Origin of the sequence: Microbacterium sp. GCS4, assembly GCF_001262495.1 — a bacterium.
Classification (GTDB): domain Bacteria; phylum Actinomycetota; class Actinomycetes; order Actinomycetales; family Microbacteriaceae; genus Microbacterium.
On record NZ_LGYE01000002.1, the window covers coordinates 863,841 to 881,013 of the forward strand.

Below are 17,173 nucleotides of genomic sequence, written 5' to 3' on the forward strand. Positions count from 1 at the left end.
CCGTATCCTCGAAGGATGACTTCCTCCTCTGACCTGCTCGATCTGGACATCACCGGCATCGCGCACGGCGGAACCTTCGTCGCCCGCCATGAGGGGCGTGTCGTGTTCGTCTCCGACGCCATCCCCGGGGAGCGCGTCCGCGCACGCCTGGATGCCGAGTCGACCGGTGAGTCGAAGAGCTTCTGGCGCGCCGAGACCGTCGAGGTGATCCATCCCTCGCCGCACCGCACACCGCACATCTGGGCGGAGGCCGACGTCGAGAACGCCCCCGAGTCGCGACCAGGCGGAGCGGATCTCGGACACATCGAGCTCGCGCACCAGCGCGTCCTCAAGCGCCGGGTGCTCACGGAGGCTCTCGACCGGTTCGCTGGGGGCGGGCTCGAAGCCCCCGAGATCGAGGCCGTCGACTCCACGGACGGCACGGGGTGGCGCACGCGCGTCACACTCCACATCGACGACGACGGCGCGGTCGGCCCCTACGCGGCTCGCAGCCACCGCGTCATCCGCGTCGGAGAGCATCCGCTGGCACGGCCGGCGATCGCGGAGGCCGCCCTCTCGCTCACGGGCGGGCGCCCCGGGAGCGTCGACCTCATCGAGCCCGCCGACGGGCGGGTGCGCATCCTCCGACGCGACAGGATCGACGGGCGCCCCGGTCGCGGTCAGGGGCGCAGGCCGGAACCGGAGGTCGTGCACGAGCTGGTCGGCGACCGCCGGTTCCAGGTGGATGCCGGCGGCTTCTGGCAGGTGCACCCTCGCGCGGCATCGGTGCTCGACGCCGCGGTCTACGGCGTGCTCGACGGGCATGTCGACGAGACCGCCACGCACTACGACCTCTACGGCGGAGTCGGTCTGTTCTCGGCCACCCTCGGCGACCTCGGGGCCACCGACGTCGTGACGGTGGAATCGAGCCGCCGTGCGACCGCGCACGCCGCGGAGAACCTCGCGGACCTCGACGCGACCGCCGTCACCGCCCGGGTCGATCGCTACCTCGCAGGCCTTCCCTCCGGTGCCACGGCCGGCGCCGTGGTGCTCGATCCGCCTCGGGCGGGCGCCGGTCGCGCCGTCGTGGAGGCGTTGCACGGGCTCGCGCCTGACGCGATCGCCTACGTGGCCTGCGACCCGGTGGCGCTCGCCCGCGACCTGGGCACGTTCCGGGATCTGGGCTGGCAGGTGCCGACGATGCGCGGATTCGATCTGTTCCCGCACTCCCATCACTTCGAGGTCGTGGCGCTGCTCACCCGCTGAGCGCCGCGCTCATCCCCGATCGCGACTCAGTAGGCTGGACGGATGAGCAGGGTCGCACTCATCGACGATCACGAATCCGTCCGTCTCGGTCTGGAGGCGGCGTGCGCTCGTGACGGAGCGCAGACCGTCGTGTTCTCCGGCAGCACCGTCGGTTCGTACCTCGAGTGGCGGGCGTTGACCGCCGCCGCGCCGGCCGACGTCGTGGTGCTCGACCTCACCCTCGGCGACGGCACCACCGTGACCGAGAACGTCTCCTCGCTCGTCGCCGACGGGGCGAGCGTCGTGATCCACAGCGTCGCCGATCGCCCGGCCGCCGTGCGCGAGGCGCTCGTGGCGGGAGCCGCGGGCGTCGTGAGCAAGTCCTCGGCCCTCGACGACGTCCTCGACGCCATCCGCACCGTCGCGCAGGGCGACCCCCTCAACAACGTCGAGTGGGCGAGCGCGGTCGACGGCGACCGGGAGTTCGCGGACGCTCAGCTCTCGACCCGCGAGCGCGAGGTGCTGCGGCTGTACGCGACGGGCCTGCCGCTCAAAGCCGTGGCCGAGCGACTCGGCGTGGCCTACTCCACGGCCAAGGAGAACATCACCCGCATCCGCGTCAAGTACGTCGACGTCGGGCGCCCTGCGCCGACCAAGGTCGACCTGCTGCGCCGTGCGATGGAGGACGGCATCGTGGCCTCCGACGGGGCGCCGAGTGCCCGCTGATCCGCTCAGCATCCGCGAAGCCTGGAGCCAGATCCCTTCTCCGGGCAGCGTGGAGACCGAGTTCGAGCGCTTCACGGGCAAGCGCATGGAGCGCATCCTCGCGACCGTGGTCGCCATCGGGTCGGCCGTGCTCGGCACGCAGGCGCTGATCGCGGCGCTCTCGACGACGTCGTGGAGCGACGGCCCCCGGGTCGCGACGCTGCTCGCGGTGTACATCCCCTTCGCCGCCATGCTCGTCGCGTGCGTGATCGGGCGGGCGGTGCGCGTGGCATCCGGTCTCTTCGCCGTCGCCTACGTGCTGGCGCTCGGAGCCTGGCCGAGTCTCGTCGGTCCTGACGCCTCCGCGGCGGATCAGCCGTGGATCTTCTTCCTCGTCAACGTGGGCGTCGTCGCGGCGATGCTGGCGTTCCCGCTGTGGCTGCAGTTCGCCTGGGCGGTGGGGCTCCCGTTCGTCTACGGCTACGTGCGGCTCGTGGAGGGCTCGTTCTCCCGCGACTTCTGGGTCACGACGGCGTTCGACGTCTCGTTCACGCTGATCCTCGGCATCGTCATCATCTCGCTCGGGTGGATGTTCCGCTCGGTGGCCGCGGGCGTGGACGAGGCGCGGGCGCGCGCGGTGGCGTCGTACGCGGATGCCGCCGCCGCGGCCGCAGCGGAGGAGGAGCGCGTCGCGATGTCGGCGCTCATGCACGACAGCGTGCTCGCCGCCCTGATCGCGGTGGAGCGGGCCGAGGGGGAGCGGGCACGCGACCTCGCGGTGGGCATGTCGCGCGAGGCGCTGACCCGTCTGGCCAACACCGAGGCCGCTGTCGCGCAGGAGGGCAGCGACGAGCCGATCGGCATGTCGCAGATCGTCGTCGAGTTGCGCCGCGCCCTCTCCGAGCTCGGGGCCGATGCGATCGTGGAGGAGCGCGGCGGACCCGGTCTGATCCCGGGGCGTGCGGCCAGGGCCCTCGTGCTCGCGGCGCGTCAGGCGCTGGGCAACGCGGTGACCCATGCGCACGGGCGCGGTCTGCACATCCTCGCGGAGGGGCACGGTGAGGAGGGCATCCGCGTCATCATCTCCGACACCGGTCCGGGCTTCGACGTCGATGCGATCGGCGCAGACCGTCTCGGCATCCGCGCGTCGATCCTGGCGCGCATGGCCGGCGTCGCCGGTTCCGCCAAGATCGACTCGAGCGAGCACGGCACCACGGTCGCCCTCGGATGGGAGAAGTCGTGAACCGGACGGTGCGCAGCGTCGCCACCTCGCTCGCCGTGGGCTTCGCGATGTACTTCGCGGCGCGCGGCGTGTGGTGGATCGAGCAGCCGACCGGCCCGCTCTTCATGGTCGCGGCGATCGGCCTCTACCTGGTGGTCGTGAACGTCGCGATCCTGTGGGACTCGGCCGTCGATGTCAGGATGCCGCTGTGGACCGCGCTCGTCGCGCTGAGCTCGTCCGCGCTGATCCCGGCGCTCGTGACGCTGTCGTTGGATCCCGCCACACTGCGATCGCCGTTCGCGACCTGGTACATCGGCGCGCTCGGTCTGCTCGGCATCGTGTGCATCGTCCGCCGGCGCTTGGTGATCGGCTGGCTCAGCGTCATCGTCCTCGTCGCGGCGTCGTCGCTCGCGCTCGGGTTCTTCAGCGCCCTCTCCCTCGGCCTCGTGGGATCGATCATGTGGGTCGCGGTCGCGCACCTGCTCGTGATGTTCTGGGACAGGGCGGTGCGCGACACCGAGCGCCTCGCCGGCATCCAGCAGGCCGTGTCCGCCTGGCACGCCACGCAGCAGGTCCGGCAGCAGGAGCGCCGGTTGCGCACGCAGTTCGCGCTCGCGGTCGCGGGGCCCGTCCTGGCTCGAGCCGTGGCGACGCACGGGATGCTCGACGCCGCCGAGCGGCTCGAGGCGCGCCTGGCGGAGGGGCGGCTGCGCGACGAGCTCCGCGGTGCCGACCTCCTCAACGACGAGGTGCGCGACGCGATCGAGGACGCACGCCGTCACGGCGCGGCCGTCACGGTGTTCGACGAGGGAGGGCTGGACGACGTCGCTGAGGCGCGCCGCGCCGAGATCCGCGACGAACTCGCGTCGGTGCTGCGCGCGAGCGTCGCCGAGAGGTGGATCATCCGGGCTGCGCGCGATCCGCGCACGGCGGTGACCGTCGTGGGTCGGGCCGCGGCCGGCGACTCGAGCGACGACGACGCCGTCGACGTGTGGCACGAGATCCCGCGGGCCCCGGAGGCCTGAGGACGCTCCCCGGCGCGGGGGTCGATCGTGGCGTCCCGCCCGACGTGCGGTTTGCGCGCTCCGCCTCGGCTCCGGCCGGGGGAGGTGACCGGAGGCGAGGGGGGAAAAGAGTGGGCGAGGGGCGGCGAAGCCGCCTGCCCCTCGCCATGCGGGACAGTTACCCGAAAACCGTCCCGCCGAAGACCGGTCTGCGTCTGTCTACCCTGGGACAGAGAGACCAGCCGAACGCGAAGCGTCCCCCTCAGTCTGATGGTTCTTCAAGACGTTGTCTGTAGGTATTTTGGGGGACACGAACTCCGGGCGCATGCGAGAAGATGGGGCATGGTCAAGCGCCGCGGAACCAACCTGCCTCGGATGGGCGATTTCAATCAGTCCGTCATCCTGGAGGCGATCCGTCGGTCGGGGGAGGGCCTGAGCCGCATCGAGCTCGTCGACGAGACGGGGCTCTCGGCCCAGACCGTCACGAACATCACGCGTCGCCTGCTCGATGAGAAGGTCATCGCCGAGGCCGGCCGCACGATCAACGGCCCGGGCAAGCCGCGCGTCACGCTGCGCCTCGTGCCGGAGAGCCGCTACTCGGTCGGTGTGCACCTCGACCCCGCGGTCATCACAGTGGTTCTGCTCGACATGGCGGGGACGGTGGTCCATCGGCACGTGGTGCGCACCTCCGAACGGGAGCCGCGTCTGATCGTGGACACCATGGCTCGCACGATCGACGCCCTGATCCGCGACGCCGGGGTGGATCGCGCCGCGGTCGCGGGGGTGGGCGTCGCCGCGCCGGGACCGATCGACGCGGACCGAGGGACCGTGATCGATCCGCCGAAGCTCGACGGGTGGCACCGCGTTCCGCTGCGGGCCGTGCTCGCGGAGGCGACGGGACTCGACGTGACCCTGGAGAAGGACACGACCGCGGCTGCCGTGGGGGAGCAGTGGACGGGACGGTGGGACGCCGACCGCTCGTTCCTGTTCGTGTACCTGGGAACCGGCATCGGCGCCTCCCTCGTGCGCGACAGCGAGGCCGTCCGGGGCAGCTCGCACAACTGGGGCGAGATCGGTCACATCATCGTCGATCCCGACGGCCCCGAGTGCGCCTGCGGCAGTCGAGGGTGCGTCGAAGTGGTGTGCACCCCGCAGGCGATCGTCGAGCGCGCGACCCGCGGCGGCGTGCTCGACGCGGCCGCGGACGCGAACGGGGTCGAGGAGCGGTTCTCACTGCTGTGCGATCGGGCGCGAGCGGGGGACGAGGCGGCGCTCGGCGTGCTCAGGGGAGCGGCCGGGCATCTCGCCGTGCTCATCTCCTCGCTCACGAATGCGATGGACGTGGATCGAGTGGTGATGGGCGGTCCGTTCTGGAGCCGTGTGGCGGACGTCTACCTCCAGGAGCTCCCCGCCCTGCTGGAGCGACGTGACGTCACCCGTGCGCTGCGGGCGCTCTCGGTGGACGGTACCGTCGTGGGCGACGACGTGGCCGCGGTGGGGGCGGCGTGCGTCGTGCTCGACGAGATCCTGAGCCCGCGTCCTACGGACCTGTACCTCGAAGACTGAATAAGCCTGCAACCCGTATGCCGGAATATCGGCTTCAACCGTCGGTGCGTAAGTCCACTCGATGTACTATCGAAGCGGATGCGATGACTGGGGTACCGAGGGGGAAGCCGTCACGCATTTACGACGGAGGCTGTCTGCGCGGTCCGTGAGCTGGGGGGCTCGCGGACCCGCAGTTCGGCCGCTCAGCCGGAGAAGCGGCCCCAGGGGATGTCGCGCCTCAGCGGACGCCGCAGCGGGCGCTGCGTGCGGGTCCAGGCCGAGACGATCGGCTCCTCCGCCACCGCCTCCGCCGCCTCCTGCGCATAGGCGTCGCTGACCACGGCGATCAGCGCCGCGAGCTCCTCCTCCGTCGCCGAGCCGCGCGTGATCTCGATGGTCGGCCGTTCGTCCCGGCCGTCCGTCGAACCCTGCTCCTCCGCGCCCGTCACAGCGGGATGTTCCCGTGCTTCTTGGCCGGTAGCTCCGCACGCTTGCCGCGCAGGGCGCGCAGCGCCTTCGCGACCGACACGCGGGTGTTGGCCGGCTCGACGATGCCGTCGATCTCGCCGCGCTCAGCCGCCAGGAACGGCGAGGTGACGCTGTAGGTGTACTCGTTCGCGAGGCGGGTGCGCACCGCGGCGACGTCCTCACCGGCCTCCTCAGCCTTCTTGATCTCGTTGCGGTAGAGGATGTTCACCGCGCCCTGACCGCCCATGACCGCGATCTCGGCCGTCGGCCAGGCGAGGTTGACGTCGGCGCCGAGCTGCTTGGAGCCCATCACGATGTAAGCGCCGCCGTAGGCCTTGCGCAGGATCACGGTGACCATCGGGACGGTGGCCTCGGCGTAGGCGTAGATCAGCTTCGCGCCACGCCGGATCACGCCCGTCCATTCCTGGTCGGTGCCGGGGAGGTAACCGGGCACGTCGACGAGCGTGACGATCGGGATCGAGAAGGCGTCGCAGAAGCGCACGAACCGGCTGGCCTTCTCGCCGGCCTCGATGTTCAGGGTGCCAGCCATCTGCGACGGCTGGTTCGCGATGATGCCGACCGAGCGGCCCTCGACGCGACCGAAGCCGATGAGGATGTTCGGCGCGAACAGCGGCTGCACCTCGATGAAGTCGCCCGCGTCCACGACGTGCTCGATCACGGTGTGCATGTCGTACGGCTGGTTGGGGGAGTCCGGGATGATCGCGTTCAGCGAGCGATCGGCATCCGTGGTCTCCCACTCGAAGCCGCTCTCGTACCCGGGGATCTCCGCCATGTTGTTGTCGGGCAGGAACCCGAGGAGCGTGCGCGCGTAGTCGAGCGCGTCGTCCTCGTCCTGCGCGAGGTAGTGCGCGACGCCCGAGCGGGTGTTGTGCGTGAGGGCGCCGCCCAGCTCCTCCATGCCGACATCCTCGCCCGTGACCGTCTTGATGACGTCGGGCCCGGTCACGAACATCTGGCTGGTCTTGTCGACCATGATCACGAAGTCGGTCAGGGCAGGGCCGTACACGGCGCCACCGGCGGCCGGGCCCATGATGATCGAGATCTGCGGGATCACGCCGGAGGAGCGGGTGTTCAGGCGGAAGATCTCGCCGTACTTGCTGAGGGCGAGGACGCCCTCCTGGATGCGCGCGCCGCCCGAGTCCAGGATGCCGATGATCGGCATCCCGTTGGTGAGCGCGAACTCCATGATCTTGATGATCTTGTCGCCCGACACCTCGCCGAGCGAGCCGCCGAAGGTCGTGAAGTCCTGGGAGTAGACCGCGACCGTCCGGCCGTTGATCGTGCCGACGCCGGTGACGACGGAGTCGCCGTAGGGGCGGTTGCGATCCATCCCGAAGGCCGTCGTGCGGTGACGCACGTACTCGTCGAACTCGACGAAGCTCCCCGGATCGACGAGCAGCTCGATGCGCTCGCGGGCGGTCATCTTGCCCTTGGCGTGCTGCTTGTCCTGCGCGACCTTCTCGGCGTCGACAACGGCTTCGTTGTAGCGAGCGCGGAGGTCTGCGATCCTGCCGGCGGTGGTCGAGAGTTCGGGCTTTTCCGTCACGGATTCCACCTTATCGTCGCCCCGGCGCTCTTCCTTGGATGCTCACCACAACGGCTCGCCGGATCCTTTGGCGTCTGTCGTGCACGAGCCTGGCGGCGCCGTCAGCCGTGCCGGCCGTCGTCGGCAGAGGACCACGTGCCGTCGGGGAGGCCGTGATCGCCCGCGGATTCGATCTCGGCGACGTCCTTCGTGCGGCGGCCCCGCCCCACCGACGCCACCTTGCGTCCGGCCCAGCCGGCACCGCGGGCAGCGGCCCCTGCGGCCCCCGCCACGGCGTTTCCGAGGTACTGCGCGCCGTGCAGCATCCGCAGCTCGACCTTCTCGGCGCCGTCGACGGGCTCGAGCTCGAGCGGGAGGTCGACGGGGGCGGCGCCGAACGCCCGGTGCGAGGTGGTCAGCACACGGCGGCCGAGGATGTGGTTGCCTGCGCCGCCGATCGCCGCGCCGACGCCGAACGGCAGCGCCTTGCCGAGGAACGACGCCCCGCCCGCGGCCGCGAACTGCTTCACGAACATGCTCTTGAGACGATCGACGAGCGGTCCGACGGCTGCCCGGGGGAGCGATGTCGTGACGAGCTCGCCCCAGTACGAGGAGCGGGTGCCGCCACGGCCCGTGGCCTGTCCCGCGAGCTGGCTGACGAGCGCGACGCCCTCCTTGCCGAGCATGAGCGTCATGACCAGCGCTCGGGCGCGGTCGGGGTTGGAGACCGCGATCCCGTGCACCTCGGCGACCGACTGCGCGAACAGCGCGGTCGATTCGACGAAGCCCAGGGTCTCGACACCGGAGAGGGCGAGCGTGACACCCGTGCCGATGCCCGGGACCACGGCCGTCGCCCCGACCGCGGCTCCCCCCGTCGTGACGGCGGCGAGATACCGGCGCTCGAGGATGCGGATGATCTCCGCGGGCGTCGCATGGGGGTTGCGCAGACGGATGCTCCGGATGTGCGCGAGGACGAGCGGGCGCTGGATGGCGAGCACGCGATCCAGTCCTCTGACCATGAAGGGATGCTCGGGCGAGCCGACCGGCGGCACGCCCCGGTCCCAGGGCGCGTCGTCGGGGAGGGAGTGGATCTTGTGCACCTTCGGGGCCATGCACACGATCCTAGGAACGGATGCCGCGAGAACGCCGAAAGCCCGGCCCCGTTGACGGGGCCGGGCTTTCGTGCAGTGCGGATCAGACGAAGAGGTTCGCCCGCTCGAGGTCCTCGGCGAAGTCGACCTCGACCGCGTACAGGTCGGAGACGTCCATCGGCTCGAGGAGGAGGCCGTCCTCCGCGATCGCGAGCTCGAGCCCGCGCTCGAAGTAGTCCTGGTCCTCGACGCGCTGCAGCTGGCGCATGAACGCCTTCTTGTGCGTGGAGGAGATGTAGTTGATTCCGACGGCCTCGCCGAGACCGCCCTTGACCGTCTTCGACAGCTCCTTGATGAAGCCCTCGGCGGTCACGGTGTACTTGACCTCCTCGTCGCTCACCTTGGAGGTGTTGACGGTGACGAATGACTGGTCGCGCTCGATGTACTCGGCCGCGCGGCCGAGGATCATCGGGTCGAAGACGACGTCGCCGTTCATCCAGAGCACGCCGACGCGGCCGGTCGCGCCGAGAGCGCGCAGGAGGCTCTTGGAGGTGTTGGTCTCGTCGTAGCGCTCGTTGTGCACGTACTTCGCGGTCGGGAACGCCTCGATGATGGTCTCGGCACGGTAGCCCACGACGGTGGTGATGCGTGCGTCGGAGCCGAAGGCGGCGCGGATGTTGTCGTGCTGCTGACGCATGATGGTGCGGCCGTCGCTCAGTTCGGTGAGCGGCTTCGGCAGCGCACGGCCGAGGCGCGAGCCCATGCCTGCGGCGAGGATGACGGTCTGAAGAGTCACGAGTGCTCCTAAGGATTAGGTGTTCACGGTCGGTTCACCGACCGGACACTTCGTCGTGCCGTGAGTCATGCTAGCGATACAGCCTGGGAAGCACCGGGGCGCGGAGGCCCCGTTGCCGTTTCGTGATCCAGTACACACCGAACACTCAGATTCGTCCAGGGCTTGACAGGACCACGAGGAATCCCGAGGTTTCGCTCCCTTTATTGCGGCGAACGGAGGAATATTCCCGCCCCGTTGATACCGTAGGACGGTGACTGCCTCCCCCGACGACCGCACCGATCCGGCATCCGATGCCGTGACCCCTTCCGAGAAGAAGACGCCGGTTCGGAAGACCCCGGCGAAGCGCACTCCCGCGAAGCGGACTCCCGCGCGCTCGGCCGCTGAGCAGGCGGCCCCGACGGTGGAGGTGGTCGTGGAGCCGGTCGCGAGGACGGATGCCGGTTCGGCGGGCGCAACCGCTCCCACGGCGGCGAAGGCGCCGACGAGGCGCCCGACCGCCGCGAAGAGCACCGCGGCGAGGACGACTGCGGCGAAGAGCACTGCGGCGAAGAGCAGTGCGGCGAAGAGCAGTGCGGCGAAGTCGACTGCGGCGAAGACGGCTGCAGCCCGCTCGACCGCAGCGAAGGCGTCTACGGCCAAGTCCGCGGCGACGAAGACCGCAGCGGCCAAGGCGGCGGCGGAGAAGTCGGCGGTGAGGAAGAGCGCCGCCCGCACCACGGCGGCGCGCACATCGGCCGATCGGACCGCCGCGGCGAAGAAGGCCGCAGCGACCAGGGCTGCCAAGGCTGCAGCCGCGAAGGCGGAGGCCGAGGCGCGAGCCGCGCAGGAGAACGCGTCGACGGAGGTCGCGGAGATCGCGACGCCCGCGGTCGAGCGTCCCTTGGAGACACAGTCGGAGGTGCCTGCTCCGTTCGAAGCCGTTCCTGCAGAACCCGCCGCGGCCGAGCCTGAGCGCGAGCCGATGCACCCCGTCGCTGAGGCCGCACTCCCCGCGAAAGGCGCCGATCAGGCAGAGCCGGTCGAGGCAGAGCCGGTCGAAGCAGAGCCGGTCGAAGCAGAGCCCACCGTGGCGGAGCCGACCGAGGCGGAGCCGGTCACCGAAGCGCCGGCGGAAGACCTTCCCGCAGCGGTCGACGACGCTCCAGCGGAGGCCGTGGACGACGCTGTCGCCGAGGCCCCTGCACAGGAAGACCCGCCCGTCGAGGAGGTCACCCCGGTTGTCGACGATGCTCCGGCGGAGGAGCCCACGACGTCGAGCGCCGCCGCATCCGGAGTCGAGGCCATCCGCATCCGCGGTCTCGTGAAGAGCTTCGGCGATCACATCGCCGTCAACGGCGTCGACCTGACCGTGCCCGCCGGATCGTTCTACGGCATCGTCGGCCCGAACGGCGCCGGTAAGACGACCACGCTGTCGATCGTGGCCGGTCTGCTGCGCTCCGACAGCGGCGAGGTCGTGATCTGCGGCGTCGACCAGAGATCCGATCCGCTGGCCGCGAAGAGGATGATGGGCGTCCTCCCGGACCGCCTGCGCACGTTCGACCGTCTGACGGGGCGTCAGCTCCTCTACTACTACGGCCTGCTCCGCGGCCTGGCCTCCGACGTGATCGAGAAGCGCGTCGGCGATCTGGCTCGGGCGTTCGACCTCGGCGACGCCCTCGGGCGCGTCGTCTCCGACTACTCCGCCGGCATGACGAAGAAGATCATGCTCGCGGGAGCCATGATCCACTCGCCGCGCGTGCTGGTGCTCGACGAGCCCTTCGAGGCGGTCGACCCGGTGTCGTCGGCGGTGATCCTCGACATCCTGCGGGCGTACGTCGCGCACGGCGGAACCGTGATCCTCTCGAGCCACGGGATGGACCTCGTCGAGCGCGTGTGCTCCCGGGTCGCGATCATCGTGGGCGGAGACGTCCTGGCCGAGGGCACGATCGACGAGGTGCGCGCCGGGCAGACGCTCGAGGCGAGGTTCGTCGAGCTGTCCGGCGGCATCGGCGAGGTGGAGGGGCTCGAGTGGCTGCACACGTTCTCCGACTGAGGGCAGCGCTCCTGATCGGATCGCTCCGCGGCGAACGTCGGGTGCGGACGCTGCTCATGCTCGCTGTCGTGGTCGTCATCACGGTGCTCGTGTGCGCCGCGGTGCTGAGCCTCGAGTCCGCTCACGTCGACGTCGCCCGCACGGTCGTCGTCCTCGGCAATGCGGCGCTGTTCCTCGGGTTCCTCGTGGGGCCCATCCTCGTCGGCGCGGTCGATCAGCTCGATCCGCGGAGGTTCGCGGTCTTCGGCGTCGACGAGCGACGGATGCCGGCGGTCCTGGCGCTCGCCTCGCTCATCAGCATCCCGAGCCTGGCGGTGATCGCCGTGCATGCGAGCGTCTGCGTGGTCGCGGTGCGCCTGGGAGCCCCGTGGCCCGCGGCCGTGCTCCTGAGCGTGGTCAGCGCACTCACGACGATCCTCGCCGCCCGGGTCGGCATGGCCGTCAACGCCCTGCTGCTGCCCGAGCGCCGATCGCGTGAGCTGACCGCGCTGTTCGCGCTCGCCGTGATCGTCGTGGCGTTCCCCGTCGCGGTGTTCCTCGCGTCCCTGCGATGGGACGGCCAGGTGCCCGGGATCGTCGAGAGCATCACGACAGCGATCGGGGTCACGCCGCTCGCAGCCGCCCCGCGCTTCCTGTTCGCGGCTGCGGCGGACGACGTCGCCGGCGCCTGGATCAGCGGCCTCGTGGCCATCGCCACGCTCGTGATCCTCTGGGTGCTGTGGTCGTGGCTGGTGCGCCGTCTGCTGACGACCACGGAGCGCCCCGTGGCGTCTCGCGAGCGGACGGGTCTCGGCTGGTTCGGTCTGCTGCCGTCGAACGCCTTCGGCGCGATCGCGGCGCGCAGCCTCGTCTACTGGCTTCGTGACCGCCGGTACATCATGAACGTGATCGTGGTCCCCATCGCCGGGGTGCTCACCGTGCTGCCGCTCGTGGTCGCGGGCGTGCCGCTGGAGATCGCCGCACTGGTCCCGGTGCCCGTGATGGCCCTCTTCTTCGGGTGGCTCCCGCACAACGACGTCGCCTACGACTCGACCGCCCTCTGGACGCACGTGGCGAGCGGCGTGCGCGGTGTGCCCGACCGGCTCGGCCGTCTCGTGCCCGTGCTCCTCGTGGCGCTTCCGGTGCTCGCGGTCGCGGTGCCGCTCACCCTGCTGTCGATCGACGATTGGCGGCTCCTGCTGCCCCTCGTGGGCGTGGGCGCGAGCCTGCTGCTGTCGGCGCTCGGACTCTCGAGCATCGTGTCGGTGATCGCGCCGTACGCGGTCTCGCGTCCGGGCGACAGCCCGTTCCAGCAGCCGCAGCGCCCCACGTCGCGCGGCGCCTACGGTCCGGCGGCGGCGTTCCTCGGAGCGATCGTGCTGAGCGGGCCGACGATCTGGCTCTTCGCGCTCACGACGATCGAGGGCTCCGCGTACGCGCCGGCGACCTTTTGGGTCGGTCTCGCGAGCGGACTGGTCGTGCTCGCGTTGGGCGTCGTGATCGGCGGGCGGATCTTCCAGCAGCAGGGCGAGCGGCTGATGGAGTTCGTCGAGACGGCATGAGGGCCGCCCATCGGCATCCTGGCGCGACTAGACTCAGCGCATGAGTACTCCGCTGGACAGCCCCGATCAGGGCGGCGTGGCAACGCTTGATCGCGAACTGGAAGAGCTTCTCCGCGAGGAGAATCTCGAGCCGGGCGACCATGAGCGCTTCTCGCATTACGTGAAGAAGGACAAGATCCTCGAGTCCGCGATCACCGGCAAGCCGGTGCGGGCGTTATGCGGCAAGAAGTGGACCCCGGGCCGCGACCCGGAGAAGTTCCCGATCTGCCCCACGTGCAAGGAGATCTACGAGTCGATGGTCGGCTGACCGCCGCTCTCTCGCGTCGCGCCTCGGTCGTCGGCCGTCGACCAGCGGTCAGTCCGCGTCGACGAAGACCGTCGGGATCGCCGGGTCGGACTTGCTGAGCGCCAGCGCACGCACCGGCAGCTCCTCGCGCACGCGGAGGTGGTGCTCCCGAGCGGATGCCGTGCCTGCCGCTCCCTCGTAGGACGCGTCGATGTCCCCGGCCTCCATGAAGGTGACCTGCAGCGCGCGACCGTCCGGGTGATCCGCGGCTGTGTCGAGCTGCTCGAAGCCGTCCGAGACCACGACCGTCTCGCTGGTCGCGACGCCGTCGACGATCGTGCGGAACGCGGCCTTGCGCCCGCCGTGCGAGGCCTTGTCGGTCGAGGCCTTCGCGACGCCGACCCAGGCGCCGTCCGACCCCTGCCGTGCGACGAGCTTGTAGACCATGCTCGCAGTCGGGTAGCCGGAGCCGGTGACCACGGACGTGCCGACGCCGTAGGCGTCGACGGGGGCGGCGGCCAGCGTCGCGATCGCGTACTCGTCGAGGTCGCTCGTGACGGTGATGCGCGTCCCGATCGCTCCGAGCTCGTCGAGCTGGGCGCGCACCTCGGCTGCCACGATCGGCAGATCACCCGAGTCGAGGCGCACGCCGCCGAGCTCCGTGCCGGCGACCCGGATCGCGGTCTCGACGCCCGTGCGGATGTCGTACGTGTCGACCAGTAGGGTCGTGTCGACCCCGAGGCTCGCGATCTGCGAGCGGAACGCCTCCTCCTCGGTGTCGTGCAGCAGCGTCCATGAGTGCGCCGCGGTGCCCATCGTGGGGATTCCCCACTCGCGACCGGCTTCGAGGTTGCTCGTGGCGCCGAAGCCGGCGATGTACGCGGCGCGCGCGGCCGCGACGGCCGAGCGCTCGGCCGCACGGCGCGACCCCATCTCGGCGAGCGGCCGCTCTCCGGCGGCGATGCTCATCCGCGCGGCGGCCGTCGCCACCGCGGAGTCGTGGTTGAGGACGCTCAGGGCCAGGGTCTCGAGCACGACGGCATCCGCGAAGGTGCCCTCGACCGTGAGGATGGGGGAGCCGGGGAAGTACAGCTCGCCCTCACGGTAGCCGCGGATCGAGCCGGTGAAGCGGTAGTCCTCGAGGTAGGCGAGGGATGCGGCATCCACCACGTCGTGGTCGCGCAGGAAGCGCAGCTCGTCGTCGCCGAAGCGGAAGTCGCGCAGCAGGGTCAGCAGGCGTCCGGTGCCGGCGACGACGCCGAAGCGGCGGCCGCCGGAGAGCCTGCGGGAGAAGAGCTCGAACACGCTGGGCCGCGCGGCCGTCCCGTCGCGGAGCGCGGCGGCGAGCATGGTGAGTTCGTAACGATCGGTCAGAAGCGCCGTGGACGTCATCCGCTCAGCATAGTGACGACGACGCCCTGCGGCGGCGCGCATGTCGGGGGTGTGCGCGACTAGGCTGGGGAGTCATGAACGACGCGCCGATCGGAATCTTCGACTCCGGTGTCGGCGGGCTCACGGTGGCGAGGGCCATCCGGGCCCAGCTGCCCCGCGAGTCGTTCGTCTACATCGGCGACACGGCGCACTCGCCCTATGGGCCCAAGCCGATCGCGGATGTGCGGCGCTACGCGCTCGAGGTGCTCGACACCCTCGTCGACCAGGGCGTCAAGATGCTCGTGATCGCGTGCAACACGGCATCCGCGGCGATGCTGCGCGATGCGCGCGAGCGCTATGACATCCCGGTCGTCGAGGTCATCGCGCCGGCTGTGCGGCGGGCCGTCTCGACGACCCGCAACGGCCGCGTCGGCGTGATCGGCACGGTCGGCACGATCGGCTCGCGCGCCTACCAGGACATGCTCGAGGTGAACGAGCGGCTGTCGGTGTTCACGGCGGCGTGCCCGCGGTTCGTGGAGTTCGTCGAGGCCGGGATCACCGACACCCCCGAGGTGCTCGCGACGGCGGAGGAGTATCTCGCCCCGCTGCGCGAGGCCGGTGTCGACACGCTCGTGCTCGGATGCACGCACTACCCGTTCCTGCGCGGCGCGATCAGCTACGTCATGGGCGAGGACGTGACGCTCGTCTCGAGCGACGACGAGACGGCGGGCGACGTGTTCCGACAGCTCGTGCGCGGCGACCTGCTCGCTCCCGCCGACGCCGCGGCGTCCTACGTGTACGAGGCGACCGGCGCCTCGGCCACCGAGTTCACCGCCCTCGCCAACCGGCTGATGGGCCGCGAGGTGCGCGACGTGCAACTCGTGCAGACCGGCGTCATCACCCTGCCCGACGTCGCTCGCTGATCCACCGACTCCTGATTCTTCTCCCCGCCGCCAGACCGAACGCGTCACCCGACCGAAGGAACACCATGTCAGACATCGTCCGTGCCGATGGCCGCTCCACAGACCAGCTCCGCGAGGTCACGATCGAGCGCGGCTGGAGCGCTCACGCCGAAGGGTCGGCCCTGATCAGCTTCGGCGGCACCAAGGTGCTGTGCACCGCCTCGTTCACCAACGGCGTGCCCCGCTGGCTCACCGGCAAGGGCAAGGGCTGGGTCACCGCCGAGTACTCGATGCTGCCGCGGGCCACGAACAGCCGCAACGACCGCGAGAGCGTCAAGGGGCGCATCGGCGGGCGGACGCATGAGATCTCGCGCCTGATCGGTCGGGCGCTGCGCGCCGTCGTCGACACCAAGGCGCTGGGCGAGAACACGATCGTGATCGACTGCGACGTGCTGCAGGCCGACGGCGGCACGCGCACGGCCGCGATCACGGGCGCGTACGTCGCGCTGGCGGACGCGATCGAGTGGGGTCGCGAGAAGAAGTTCATCGCCAAGAACTCGACGCCGCTGATCGACTCGGTGTCGGCGATCTCCGTCGGCATCATCGACGGCGAGCCGATGCTCGACCTGGCGTACGTCGAGGACGTGCGCGCCGAGACCGACATGAACATCGTGGTCACCGGTCGCGGCCTGTTCGTCGAGGTGCAGGGCACGGCCGAGGGAGCGCCCTTCGACAAGCGCGAGCTCGACGCGCTGCTCGACCTCGGTGTCGCGGGCTGCGCCGACCTCAAGACCCACCAGCTGACGGCGCTCGCAGGCTGATGAAGGTCGTCCTCGCCACGCACAACGCGCACAAGGTCGCGGAGTTCCAGCAGATCGTCTCGCTCACGCGGCCCGATCTCGAGATCGTCGCGTATGACGGACCGGAGCCCGTGGAGGACGGTGTGACGTTCGCCGAGAACGCGCTGATCAAGGCGCGTGCGGCCGCGGTGCACACGGGGCTCGCGGCGCTCGCCGACGACTCGGGCATCTGCGTCGACGTGCTGGGCGGTTCGCCGGGCGTGTTCTCGGCGTACTGGGCGGGGCAGAAGAAGGATGCCGCAGCGAACCTCGAGCTGCTGCTCGACCAGCTGCGCGACATCGCGGACCCGCACCGCACCGCGCACTTCACGTCGTCGATCGCGCTCGTGACGCCCGACGGCGCCGAGCGCGTGGTCGAGGGGCTATGGCCGGGGCGCCTCGCGCATGCGGCATCCGGGGCGGGTGGCTTCGGCTACGACCCGATCTTTCTCCCCGATGGCCAGCCTGCGGGGGAGGAGCGTTCGGTGGGCGAGTTCACCGCGGAGGAGAAGCAGTCGCAGTCGCATCGGGCTCGAGCGTTCGCCGAACTCGTGCCGCTGCTGGCGGAGCTCTGAACGCTTGTCGCTAACCACTACGCTTG

16 protein-coding genes are annotated in these 17,173 nt (G+C 70.5%); 11 read left to right on the forward strand and 5 right to left on the reverse strand.

The features are described 5' to 3' along the window. Positions 1–15 precede the first annotated feature (15 nt). The 5 genes from AKH00_RS11425 to AKH00_RS11445 all read left to right on the forward strand — a co-directional run bounded on the left by AKH00_RS11425 (position 16) and on the right by AKH00_RS11445 (position 5,721). Positions 16–1,245 (forward strand): class I SAM-dependent RNA methyltransferase, encoded by a 1,230-nt coding sequence (locus AKH00_RS11425; RefSeq protein WP_050722803.1) that lies wholly within the window; start codon positions 16–18, stop codon positions 1,243–1,245. 42 nt (positions 1,246–1,287) lie between these two features. Beyond that, on the forward strand, positions 1,288–1,950 hold the full coding sequence (locus tag AKH00_RS11430; RefSeq protein WP_050722804.1) for a response regulator transcription factor: 663 nt from the start codon (positions 1,288–1,290) through the stop codon (positions 1,948–1,950). Further along, positions 1,940–3,172: a hypothetical protein gene (locus AKH00_RS11435; RefSeq protein WP_082297560.1), complete on the forward strand. Its 1,233-nt coding sequence runs from the start codon at positions 1,940–1,942 to the stop codon at positions 3,170–3,172. Before AKH00_RS11430 ends, AKH00_RS11435 begins: the two co-directional genes overlap by 11 nt. Then, complete coding sequence (locus tag AKH00_RS11440; protein WP_235556750.1) at positions 3,169–4,176, forward strand: hypothetical protein; 1,008 nt, start codon at positions 3,169–3,171, stop codon at positions 4,174–4,176. Before AKH00_RS11435 ends, AKH00_RS11440 begins: the two co-directional genes overlap by 4 nt. Before the next feature lie 321 nt (positions 4,177–4,497). Next, positions 4,498–5,721, forward strand: coding sequence for an ROK family transcriptional regulator (locus AKH00_RS11445; RefSeq protein ID WP_235556751.1), 1,224 nt, complete (start codon positions 4,498–4,500; stop codon positions 5,719–5,721). Between the two features lie 182 nt (positions 5,722–5,903). Here AKH00_RS11445 and AKH00_RS11450 read toward each other — a convergent pair whose 3' ends face one another. The 4 genes from AKH00_RS11450 to AKH00_RS11465 all read right to left on the reverse strand — a co-directional run bounded on the left by AKH00_RS11450 (position 5,904) and on the right by AKH00_RS11465 (position 9,601). Beyond that, on the reverse strand, positions 5,904–6,149 hold the full coding sequence (locus tag AKH00_RS11450; protein WP_050722807.1) for an acyl-CoA carboxylase subunit epsilon: 246 nt from the start codon (positions 6,147–6,149) through the stop codon (positions 5,904–5,906). Beyond that, positions 6,146–7,735: an acyl-CoA carboxylase subunit beta gene (locus tag AKH00_RS11455; protein WP_050722958.1), complete on the reverse strand. Its 1,590-nt coding sequence runs from the start codon at positions 7,733–7,735 to the stop codon at positions 6,146–6,148. The genes AKH00_RS11450 and AKH00_RS11455 overlap by 4 nt, the downstream gene beginning before the upstream one ends. A 101-nt stretch (positions 7,736–7,836) precedes the next feature. Further along, positions 7,837–8,826, reverse strand: coding sequence for a hypothetical protein (locus tag AKH00_RS11460; RefSeq protein WP_050722808.1), 990 nt, complete (start codon positions 8,824–8,826; stop codon positions 7,837–7,839). An 82-nt stretch (positions 8,827–8,908) separates the two neighbouring features. After that, positions 8,909–9,601 carry a phosphocholine cytidylyltransferase family protein gene (locus AKH00_RS11465; protein WP_050722809.1) on the reverse strand — a complete coding sequence of 231 codons (693 nt, stop codon included), beginning with the start codon at positions 9,599–9,601 and terminating at the stop codon, positions 8,909–8,911. 250 nt (positions 9,602–9,851) lie between these two features. Here AKH00_RS11465 and AKH00_RS18265 point away from each other — a divergent pair, with 250 nt between their 5' ends. Genes AKH00_RS18265 through AKH00_RS11480 form a run of 3 tightly spaced genes read left to right on the forward strand, consistent with a single transcriptional unit; the run spans position 9,852 to position 13,481 of the window. Next, positions 9,852–11,633: an ABC transporter ATP-binding protein gene (locus AKH00_RS18265; RefSeq protein ID WP_235556752.1), complete on the forward strand. Its 1,782-nt coding sequence runs from the start codon at positions 9,852–9,854 to the stop codon at positions 11,631–11,633. Then, positions 11,609–13,174, forward strand: a complete 1,566-nt coding sequence (locus AKH00_RS11475) for a hypothetical protein (RefSeq protein WP_050722810.1) — start codon at positions 11,609–11,611, stop codon at positions 13,172–13,174. Before AKH00_RS18265 ends, AKH00_RS11475 begins: the two co-directional genes overlap by 25 nt. Positions 13,175–13,214: 40 nt before the next feature. Next, the gene (locus AKH00_RS11480; RefSeq protein WP_028503536.1) at positions 13,215–13,481 is read left to right on the forward strand and encodes a DUF3039 domain-containing protein; all 267 of its coding nucleotides are present in this window, start codon (positions 13,215–13,217) and stop codon (positions 13,479–13,481) included. A 48-nt stretch (positions 13,482–13,529) separates the two neighbouring features. On the opposite strand, the gene AKH00_RS11485 is transcribed toward AKH00_RS11480, so the two are convergent. Further along, complete coding sequence (locus tag AKH00_RS11485; protein ID WP_050722811.1) at positions 13,530–14,852, reverse strand: nicotinate phosphoribosyltransferase; 1,323 nt, start codon at positions 14,850–14,852, stop codon at positions 13,530–13,532. A 74-nt stretch (positions 14,853–14,926) separates the two neighbouring features. Here AKH00_RS11485 and murI point away from each other — a divergent pair, with 74 nt between their 5' ends. The 3 genes from murI to rdgB all read left to right on the forward strand — a co-directional run bounded on the left by murI (position 14,927) and on the right by rdgB (position 17,147). Then, on the forward strand, positions 14,927–15,754 hold the full coding sequence (gene murI / locus AKH00_RS11490) for a glutamate racemase (protein ID WP_050722812.1): 828 nt from the start codon (positions 14,927–14,929) through the stop codon (positions 15,752–15,754). Between the two features lie 65 nt (positions 15,755–15,819). After that, complete coding sequence (gene rph, locus AKH00_RS11495) at positions 15,820–16,554, forward strand: ribonuclease PH (RefSeq protein WP_050722813.1); 735 nt, start codon at positions 15,820–15,822, stop codon at positions 16,552–16,554. After that, positions 16,554–17,147: an RdgB/HAM1 family non-canonical purine NTP pyrophosphatase gene (gene rdgB / locus AKH00_RS11500; protein ID WP_050722814.1), complete on the forward strand. Its 594-nt coding sequence runs from the start codon at positions 16,554–16,556 to the stop codon at positions 17,145–17,147. The genes rph and rdgB overlap by 1 nt, the downstream gene beginning before the upstream one ends. The last annotated feature ends 26 nt before the right edge of the window (positions 17,148–17,173 follow it).